This is a genomic window from Corallococcus sp. AB018 (genome assembly GCF_003986945.1).
Taxonomy (GTDB): Bacteria; Myxococcota; Myxococcia; order Myxococcales; family Myxococcaceae; genus Corallococcus; species Corallococcus exiguus.
Window position 1 is genome coordinate 1 of the sequence record NZ_RAWR01000316.1, and the last position, 8,682, is coordinate 8,682.

Annotated in this window: 3 protein-coding genes; all 3 read right to left on the minus strand. The window is 72.2% G+C overall.

Annotated elements, in window-relative coordinates:
- Window positions 1–128: 128 nt before the first annotated feature.
- The 3 genes from D7Y11_RS39750 to D7Y11_RS39760 are packed head-to-tail and all read right to left on the minus strand — an operon-like array spanning window position 129 to window position 8,362.
- Window positions 129–1,439: an adenylosuccinate synthase gene (locus D7Y11_RS39750; RefSeq protein ID WP_120598904.1), complete on the minus strand. Its 1,311-nt coding sequence runs from the start codon at window positions 1,437–1,439 to the stop codon at window positions 129–131.
- Between the two features lie 12 nt (window positions 1,440–1,451).
- The gene (locus tag D7Y11_RS39755; protein ID WP_126936288.1) at window positions 1,452–5,120 is read right to left on the minus strand and encodes a UvrD-helicase domain-containing protein; all 3,669 of its coding nucleotides are present in this window, start codon (window positions 5,118–5,120) and stop codon (window positions 1,452–1,454) included.
- Window positions 5,117–8,362, minus strand: coding sequence for a PD-(D/E)XK nuclease family protein (locus D7Y11_RS39760; protein WP_126936289.1), 3,246 nt, complete (start codon window positions 8,360–8,362; stop codon window positions 5,117–5,119). Before D7Y11_RS39760 ends, D7Y11_RS39755 begins: the two co-directional genes overlap by 4 nt.
- Between the last annotated feature and the right edge of the window lie 320 nt (window positions 8,363–8,682).

An 8,682-nucleotide genomic window follows, 5' to 3' on the forward strand; every position in this document is an offset into this window, starting at 1 on the left:
GGCCGGCACCGCCAACGTGCCGAGCCACACCACCGCCGAGACCCCGAGCTGGAACCTGCGCGTGCGAACCATGTCCCTCTCCCGTCCTGGCCCCCGGCGGGCCAGGACCACTGCGGCCTGCGTCCTTCCTAGCTGCGGAAGGGGTTCTGCAGGAGCACCGTCTCGCCGCGGTCGGCGCCCACGGAGACGCACACCACGGGCACGCCGCTGACCTCTTCCACGCGGCGCACGTAGCGCTTGGCGGCTTCCGGCAGCTCGTCGAAGGTGCGCACACCGGCGATCTTCTCGTCCCAGCCGGGCAGCGACTCGTAGATGGGCTTCACGCGCGCCAGGTCCTCGTAGTCACCGGGCAGCTCGGTGACGCGCTGGCCGTCCAGTTCGTACGCGTTGCAGATGCTGAGCGTCTTGATGCCGCTGAGCACGTCCAGCTTGGTGAGCGCCAGGCCCCACAGGCCGTTGACGCGCACCGCGTAGCGCAGCACCACGCCATCCAGCCAGCCGCAGCGGCGCGGACGGCCCGTGGTGGCGCCGAACTCGTCGCCCACCTTGCGCAGCCGGTCTCCCAGCTCGTCGCTGAGCTCCGTGGGGAACGGGCCTCCGCCGACGCGCGTGGTGTACGCCTTGCTGATGCCCATCACCTTGTCGATGGCCGTGGGCCCCAGGCCCGAGCCCACCGCGGCGTTGCCCGCCACGCAGTTGGAGCTGGTGACGAACGGATAGGTGCCGTGGTCCACGTCCAGCAGCGTGCCCTGCGCGCCCTCGAAGAGGATGCGGGCGCCGCGGCGGACCTGCTCGGAGAGGAAGAGGGACACGTCGTGCACGTAGGGGCGCAGCCGCTCGCCCAGGGCGGTGAACTCCGCCAGCACCTGCGGCGTCTCCAGGCGCGGCACGTCCACGCCGGCCTGGGCGCAGAGGTCCTTCAGCTCCTCCAGCGCGGCGGGCAGGCGCTCGTCGATGCGGCGGCGCAGGCGCTCCGGGTGGAGCAGGTCGCGCACGCGGATGCCCCGGCGGGCGACCTTGTCCTCGTACGCCGGACCAATGCCCCGCCCCGTGGTGCCGATGGCGCTGCCACCGCGCGCCTTCTCACGGAAGCTGTCCAGCAGCTTGTGCCACGGGAAGATGACGTGGGCGTTGTCGGAGATGAGCAGCTGGGCGTCATCCTTGAGGAAGCCGCGCGGCTTGAGCGCGTCGATCTCCCCGACGAGGACGGCGGGATCCACCACCACTCCGTTGCCAATGACACACGTCTTGCCCGGGTGAAGGATGCCGGACGGAATCAGGTGCAGGACGGTCTTCTGCCCACCCACCACCAGCGTGTGCCCCGCGTTGTTGCCGCCCTGGAAACGGACGACCACCTGGGCATGCTCGGTGAGAAGGTCGACGACCTTGCCCTTCCCCTCATCTCCCCACTGCGCTCCGATGACGACGACGTTCGGCATGGTGCCCGCCGCTTAGCACGCGGGAGGGGCCGGGTGACAGTGTTCCGCGAAGCCGCAGTGAAGGGCCTGGCAGGCCGCCCTGTCCCACCCCGGCCATGCCCGGGACATTTCGGCCTGGACAAGCGCTCGGACGCCCTCGGCCAGCCGGCGCACCGCCCCGGCGTCGGCGGATCCGGCCGGGAGGAATTCCGGCTCTGGGGAGGCGTCGCCCAGGAAGGCCACGCCCACCCGCACCGCCACCCCCTCGCGAACCATCCGCGCGGACGCCAGGGCCAGGGCCGTCAGCTCATGGACACACGAGGCCGGGCCCAGGGGGTGGCGAGCACCCGGGCGAAGGAGCACCGCCACGGCCTCGCCGTCCGGCGACTCCCAGAGCAGATCCACCGCGCCCTCCACGCTGGCGCTGTCATCCAGGTCCAGCACGAAGTCCAGGCCCCGGTGGATGGTGGACGCGGGCACCGCCGCGAGCTGGCGGGCGAACGTCGTGTCCAGGAAGCGCTCCACGGTGGCGAGCACGTCGCCCAGGTCGCCCTCGTCTGGATCCCGGCCCGCGCTCCGCAGCAGGTTCTCCAGGTGCGCGCGCCGCTCGGAGGCCTCCACGTCCGCGCCCGCGAGTGACAGGTCCACTTCGCGTAACAGCCGTGTGACGAGCTGGTCCGGACGCTCCACGGGCAGCCAGCCATCGGGCTCCACGAAGAGGGGCGCGGCGCGCACGGGGGCCTCCCACGGTTCGGATCCGACGGCGAGCCCCAGCCGATGGAGCTGGTGGTAGCGGCGAGGACAGGTGAGGAAGTCCTGGACCGCGCGCACGGAGGCGACCGCCGGGGCGTCGGTGAACACTTCGGCACCGGCGCCGGAGGCTTCGACGGACATGCGCTCCAGCGCGGACTCCAGGCGGATCCGCGCCTGTTCGAGCTGCTCCGCCGTGGGCGGCTCCGGATCCGCGGGCGGCGGCAGCTGCTCCACGTCCAAGTCGTTGGCGAGCGCACGCAGGTCCGGATCCGCGTCCAGCCGTCGGTCCACGCGATGCCACCACGTGTCCGTGCCCGCGCGCTTCTCCTCGCCGCCGGACAGCACGAGCAGGTCCTTGGCGCGCGTGAGGGCCACGTAGAGCAGGCGCAGGTATTCGGCGTCCTCGCGGGCCTTCAGCTCGGCGCGCACGGCCTCGAAGCGTTCGGAGGTGAAGGTGTCCAGCGAGTCCGGCATCCACGGCCGCAGGGCCAGGCCGAAGGAGCGCTCGAAGTACGCCCGAGCGGACGTGGTACGGCGGCGTCCTCCCATCCCGGGCACGATGACCACCGGCCACTCCAAGCCCTTGGCGCGGTGGATGGTGAGCAGTTGCACGGCGCGAGGGTCGCCCTCGTCCAGCAGGTCCGCCTGGGCCTCGTTGGGGTCGGAGTCCGCCAGCTGGCGCAGCTCGCGCGCGAAGGCCACGCAGCCTCCCGTGCCGCGCTCGTCCCTGCGCGCCGCCAGCGACAGGAGCTTCTCCACGTTCGCGCTCGCCTGCTCCGCGTAGGGAGAGCCCGCGAGGGCTTCGCGGTAGCCGGTCGCGTCCAACGCTGCCTGCAGGAGGGCATGCACGCCCAGCCGATCCCTCTCTCGCCGTAGCACGGGGATGAGTTCCAGGAAGCGCGCGAGCCGCGACTGCTCACGCGCGGACATGGCGGCGCGGACCTCTTCATCCACCAACCGGGGTGAGCCGAGCGACAGCGGCAGGTCCCCCGCGAGCCGGAACAGCGACGCGTCCGACAGGCCGACCAGCGGCGAGCGCAGCACCGCGGCGAACGCCAGCGCGTCGTCCGCGTCCGCGAGCAGCGCCAGCAACGAGGCGAGGTCGCGCACCTCCTGCGCCCCGTAGAACCCGCGGCCTCGCAGCACCCGGTGCGGCACGCCATGGCGGATCAACGCCTGCCGGTACTCCTCCAGGTGCGTGAAGGTCCGGAAGAGCATGGCCACGTCGCCGCCGCGCGCGGGACGCAGGCCCTTCTTGTCCTCCGCCATCACCGCCGGCGGAGCACCCGGCGCGAGCATCACCCGCAGCCTGCGGGCCACCGCGTCCGCTTCGTACTCGCGCAGCTCCGGGGCGGTGTCGGCCTCCGGCAGGGTGAGCCGCTCCACCACGGGCCCATCCGCCAGGTCCGGGCGCGTGGGCGACAGGTCGTCCGTCTCGGGTTCGTAGACGACCTCGAAGGGACGGGGCGTTGACTCCTTCGCCACGAGCAGCCCAGCGAACGCGCGGTTGAAGAAGGACAGGACACCGGGCAGCGAGCGGTAGTTGTTCTGGAGGAAGCCGCGCATGCCGCCCTCGGCGTCAATCTTGTCCGCGAGGACCTTGAACACGGACACGTCCGCGCCACGGAACTCGTAGATGGACTGCTTGCGGTCACCCACCGCGCACAGGAACGCGGGCTCCAGGGGCAGCGCGGCCACGAGGTCCGCGTCCGGCGTCAGCTCGCGCGGGCCGCCTTCGCGCTTCTCCGACAGGAGCAGCACCAGCTCCAGCTGCAACCGGTTGGTGTCCTGGAACTCGTCCACCAACAGCGCGCCCTGCCGCTCCTGCACCTGCTGACGGAACTCCGGATGGTCGCGCAGCAGGTCGCGCGCCTTCACCAGCAGCGAGGTGAAGTCGAACACGTTGCGCCGGGTCAGCTCCGCGTCGTGCCGCTCCTCCACCTGGGTCAACAGGTCGCGGAAGGTCGCCTCGAAGGGCGCCGTGCGCCACGCGGCGTAGGCATCCTCCAGCCGCCGCACGGAGCCGTCGCTCTTGCCCTTCACTCTCCAGAGCAGTTCCTTCAAGCACGCGCCCGCGCCCTTGCGCAGGTTGGCCAGGTTGCGCGGCTCCGACAGCAGCACATTGCGCAGCGTCGGGAAGTGGGCCGGCTGCATGAACGTGTCCGGCGTCATGCCCTTCAGCGCGGGCTCGGCTGCGGACAGGAGGTTGCTCCACTCGCCCTTGGTGTCCTGGGCGCGGGCGTCCAGGCACAGGCGGCGGCAATCGTCGATGAGGGCTTCGAGCTGCGCCTTGTCCGCCACGCCGTCGCCCACGCGCGCCGTCGCGGCCTTGAGGCCCTCTTCGCGCAGCGTGCCGTAGACGTCCATCAGCGCGGCCACGAGCCCGTCGGAGAAGCCGGAGCCGGAGAAGCCCAGCTCCGCGCACAGCTCGCGCACGCGCGCGTCGCCGCCCTCCAGCGCGTCCAGGACGACGCGTTCGGTGACGTCCTCCAGCAGGCCCGAGGCCTCCAGTTCGTCGAGCACCTCGAAGGCGGGATCAATGCCCACCGCGGGCGGCGCGCGGCGCAGGAGCTGACCGCAGAGCGAGTGGAACGTGCCCACCGTCGCGGCGCCCAGCTCCTCGCGCACCTTGCGCCACGCGTCCTGCGTGGGGAACGGACGCTCCAGCCTCGCGAGCGACGCGCGCAGCACCTTCTCCGCGTCGAGCGGGACGTCACCCTGGGCCAGCGCGTCCAGGCGCTCGCGGACGCGCTTGCGCATTTCGGCGGCGGCCTTGTCCGTGAACGTGAGCATGCACAGCCGGGAGGGACGCAGCGGATCCGCCTGCCGTGCTCCCGCGAACAGGTGCAGCGTCATCGTGACCAGGCTGTACGTCTTGCCCGCGCCTGCGCCCGCCATCAGGGCCAGGTTCTTCTCCAGCGCGAGCATGTGGGGCGCGGTGTCGCTCATCCGCTCCCCTCGTCCGAGATGCGGCGCTCGGTGATGCGGCACACCGCGCGGTAGCCGCACTTGCCGCAGTCATTGGGCCGCGCCGGAAAGTCGCCCTTGCGCAGCTGGCGCACCAGCGACTCCACCGCGTTGGGCAGGTTGAGTCCGGCGGCGTCCGCCACGCGCTGGCGCACCTCCGGATCGGTGGACAGCAGGTCCTCTAGCTCCGCGGGCGGCATCACCGAGGACAGGTGGATGGCGTCTCCCGTGCGCAGCGAGAACCACGCCGCGTTGCGCGCGCCCACGTGGCCGGCCTCGCGCGCGGCGTAGAGGTACAGCGGGAGCTGGAAGTCCGAACGCAGCAGGTTCTCCTTCAGCGTGCGCTTGTCCAGGCGGCCCGTCTTGTAGTCGATGACGCCCACTTCCACACCAGCCGTGTCCAGCCGGTCGATCTGCCCCTCGAAGACGATGGCGTCCTCCGCCACCATCAGCTTCACGTCGCTCCAGCGCTTGTCCTCGGCGGCGGGGCCGAAGCGCAGCTCGAAGCCTTCGGGCACCAGTGGGTCGAACGGTAGGCCATGCCGAGGATCCGTCAGGATGCGCCGGGCCATGGCCTGGGCCTTCTCGCCCGCGAGCTTCCACAGCTCGTGGTGGCCCACGTGGTACAGCTCCGCGAAGTGCCGGCTGGCCTTCTTGACCGCCTTCTCCAGCACCTCCTCGGGGATGTCCTCCGGCGCCTGGCCCAGGAGCTTCTTCTCCTTGAGCGCCTTGAAGACCTCTTCCATCACGCGATGCCAGAAGGTGCCTCGGCCCCGAGCGTCGAACTCCTCGTTGGCCACCACGGGCTCGGCCACCTTCAGGCCATATGCGATGAAGCCCTGGAAGCCGCAGTTGCCGAACTTCGACAGGGCGCTCGCGGACAGCGGGCGCTCCAGGCCGAAGTGGAACGTGTCGCGCAGCTTCTGCTCCAGTTGGGGGCCCTGCACGCCGCCGGTGAACTCGCCGGGCAGTTCATCCTCGCGGCCGAAGAAGCGCAGGCGCGCGGCCTCCATGTGGGCCAGCTCGCGGGCGCTGCGGAACCAGTCATCCGTGCCGAAGCGGTCCTTGAGCACCTGTCCCGCGGGGTCCGGCTCCGTGACACGCAACGACGGGAACGACAGGCCCGCCAGCGCCTCCAGCGCCACGGTGCGCCGCAGCTCCGGCAGCGTGAGCACTTCGTCCAACGGCAGCACCGGAGGCAGCGTGCGCGTGGACCACTTGTGGCCGGTGAGCCGGCGCACCTCTTCCAGAAACGCGGAGGGCACCTGCTCCTGTCCGCCCGAGGCCTTCACCGCGAACGACAGGCTCAACGAGCCCTCCGCCGCCGCGAGCGCGCTGGCGAAGAGCAGCCGGTCTTCCGTGAGGCGCCAGGGCGCCCGGTCGTCGAACTCGCCGCCGGTGAGGCGGAACACGTCCCGGGTCAGGTGCTGGTTGAGCGCCACGCGCTCCGCGTCTCCGAGGAGCGGCGACGGCGGGTCTCGCCCGGGGAGCCGGCCTTCGGTGAGCCCGGCGACGAAGAGATGCCGGAAGGTGCGACCCGGAACCTCCGACAGGTCCAGCACCTCCACCGCGCCCGTGGACGAGCCTCGCGCGGGCAGGTGCACGTCGCGCAGCGCGTCCGCCAGCCACCGGCCCAGCACGCGCCGGGTGATGCGGGGACCTCCGCCCACGGCGCGCAGCGAGCGCAGCAGCGCCTCCATCCGTTGGCGGAACGCCGCGAGCGCCGCGTCGTCCCGGGCCCTCGCGTCCTCGATGCGCGCGCCCAGGGACCCGGCCTCGCGAGCCTCCAGGGGCCCCGCGGAGTCCAGCAGACCCAGCCGCTCCACGACCTTCCACCACGCGGCGAGTGCCTCCGCGGCAGGGGCCTCCTGGGGGATGTGGCGGCATTCGTCGATGAGCCGCATCACGCGGTCGCGCAGCGCGCGCACGGCCATCACCTTGACCGTGTCCTCCTTGCGCTTGCCGCCCTGCGCGGCCATCCGGCGCGCGAGCCCCTCCAGGCGCACGTCGTAGGCGCCCTTCCCTCGCGTGGCGCCCAGGCGGTCGTCGCGCGCGGCGGCGAGCGCGAAGAGGGTCGCGGGTGCATCCGGCCCGCCGCGCGACAGCGAGGGCACGTAGCGGCTGGAGACGAGCTCCGCCACGCGTTCGGCCGGGAAGCCGTCCTCCATCAGCACCGGCAGCTCCAGCGCCAGCCGCACCGGCCCCGCGAGCGCGAGCGGTTCACCCCACGGCAGACGCACCGGTATGCCCAGGTCGCCCAGGGCCTCCGCGAGCCAGCCCGCCTCCGGGCCCAGGTCCCGGTACGCGATGGCGATGTCGCCCGGCGCGCTGCCCGCGTCGATGAGGCGGCGCACGTCGCGAGCCACCACGCGGGCCTCTTCGCGCGCGTTCGTCGCGTTCCACACGGACAGCCCGTCCACCGCGCCCTTCAGCGCGTCGCGAGCGGCGCGGGGCGAGAACAGGTGCCGGCCCAGGTCGGTGAAGGGGCGGCCCTCGAAGGTGACGTCCGCCTTGAAGAGGTCCACGTGGGGCATGGTTTCGCCCCGGTTCTCGAAGGCGCGGAACAGCGCCGCGAGCGCCGCGTCGGCCACCGGCGAGCCGCCCACCGGCGTCTCCACGCGCAGCGACACGCGCCGGGCCTCGCACGCCGCGGCGAGCCCCATCAGCAGCTCCAGCTTCGACGGGCGCACGTCGTAGACGCCGTGGAGCACCAGCCCCGTCACCCCATCCCAGCCCGAGGGCCACGTGCCCCGGTCCAGCGCCTCACGAGCCCCCCGGAGCACGTCCTCGCGGTCCGCGAGTCCCAGCTCCGCCAGCCGCTGTTCGTACAGGTGATAGAGCCGGGCGAGGACCCGCGCGCGGGTGCGACGCTCCGGAGGCAGCACCTCCGCGGCGTCCTGGAGTTCGCGAGGGGAGAGCCGGCCCGCCTTCAGGTCCAGCAGCACGTCCGCCGCGGCGCGGGCGAAGGCGGGCTCGCGCACGTAATCGCCGAACGGAGTGGGGCCGAGCGTGGCGCCCAGGCCAGCCACCACGGCGCGGGCGGTCATCGCGGGACAGGGCCGCCGGTTGAGCTCGCGCGCCCCACCCAGCGCGTGGACGAAGTCGTCCCACGTGAGCAGGTGGGTCCCCACGGAGATGCCCCGCGCACGCCGCTCCGACCGCAGGGCAGCCTGGCGGCGCGCGGCATCAGGGAAGACGTGGAGTGTGCGGCCAGGACGGGGCATGCGGGGCGAGGACTCTAGAACGGCCAGGGGCGCCGTTTTCATGCTCCTTTCTGCGCATTCCCACACCCTGGCCCGTTGTCCGCTCGCCTGCCGCCCTCGGAACCCGGGAAGTCCAAGGACGCAAGCCTTTCCGCCCGACCCGGGACAGCTCCGTTCAGGCTGGAGGCGCCCAGGGCTCTGAACCTGTCCGACAGGAGGTCTGCGCAGAATAAGGGTGCAGGCTGACTGGCTACTGAGCCTCAAGGGAGGCAGGCGCCTCCAGCACGAAGTAGACGCAAAAAAGCCGGCTGCGTGTCAGCAGCCGGCGGATGTTGTGGGCC

Excerpts from the sequence above, each read along its gene's own strand:
- D7Y11_RS39760 (WP_126936289.1), bottom strand. The coding sequence starts at position 8,362 with ATGCCCCGTCCTGGCCGCACACTCCACGTCTTCCCTGATGCCGCGCGC.
- D7Y11_RS39755 (WP_126936288.1), bottom strand. The coding sequence starts at position 5,120 with ATGAGCGACACCGCGCCCCACATGCTCGCGCTGGAGAAGAACCTGGCC.
- D7Y11_RS39750 (WP_120598904.1), bottom strand. The coding sequence starts at position 1,439 with ATGCCGAACGTCGTCGTCATCGGAGCGCAGTGGGGAGATGAGGGGAAG.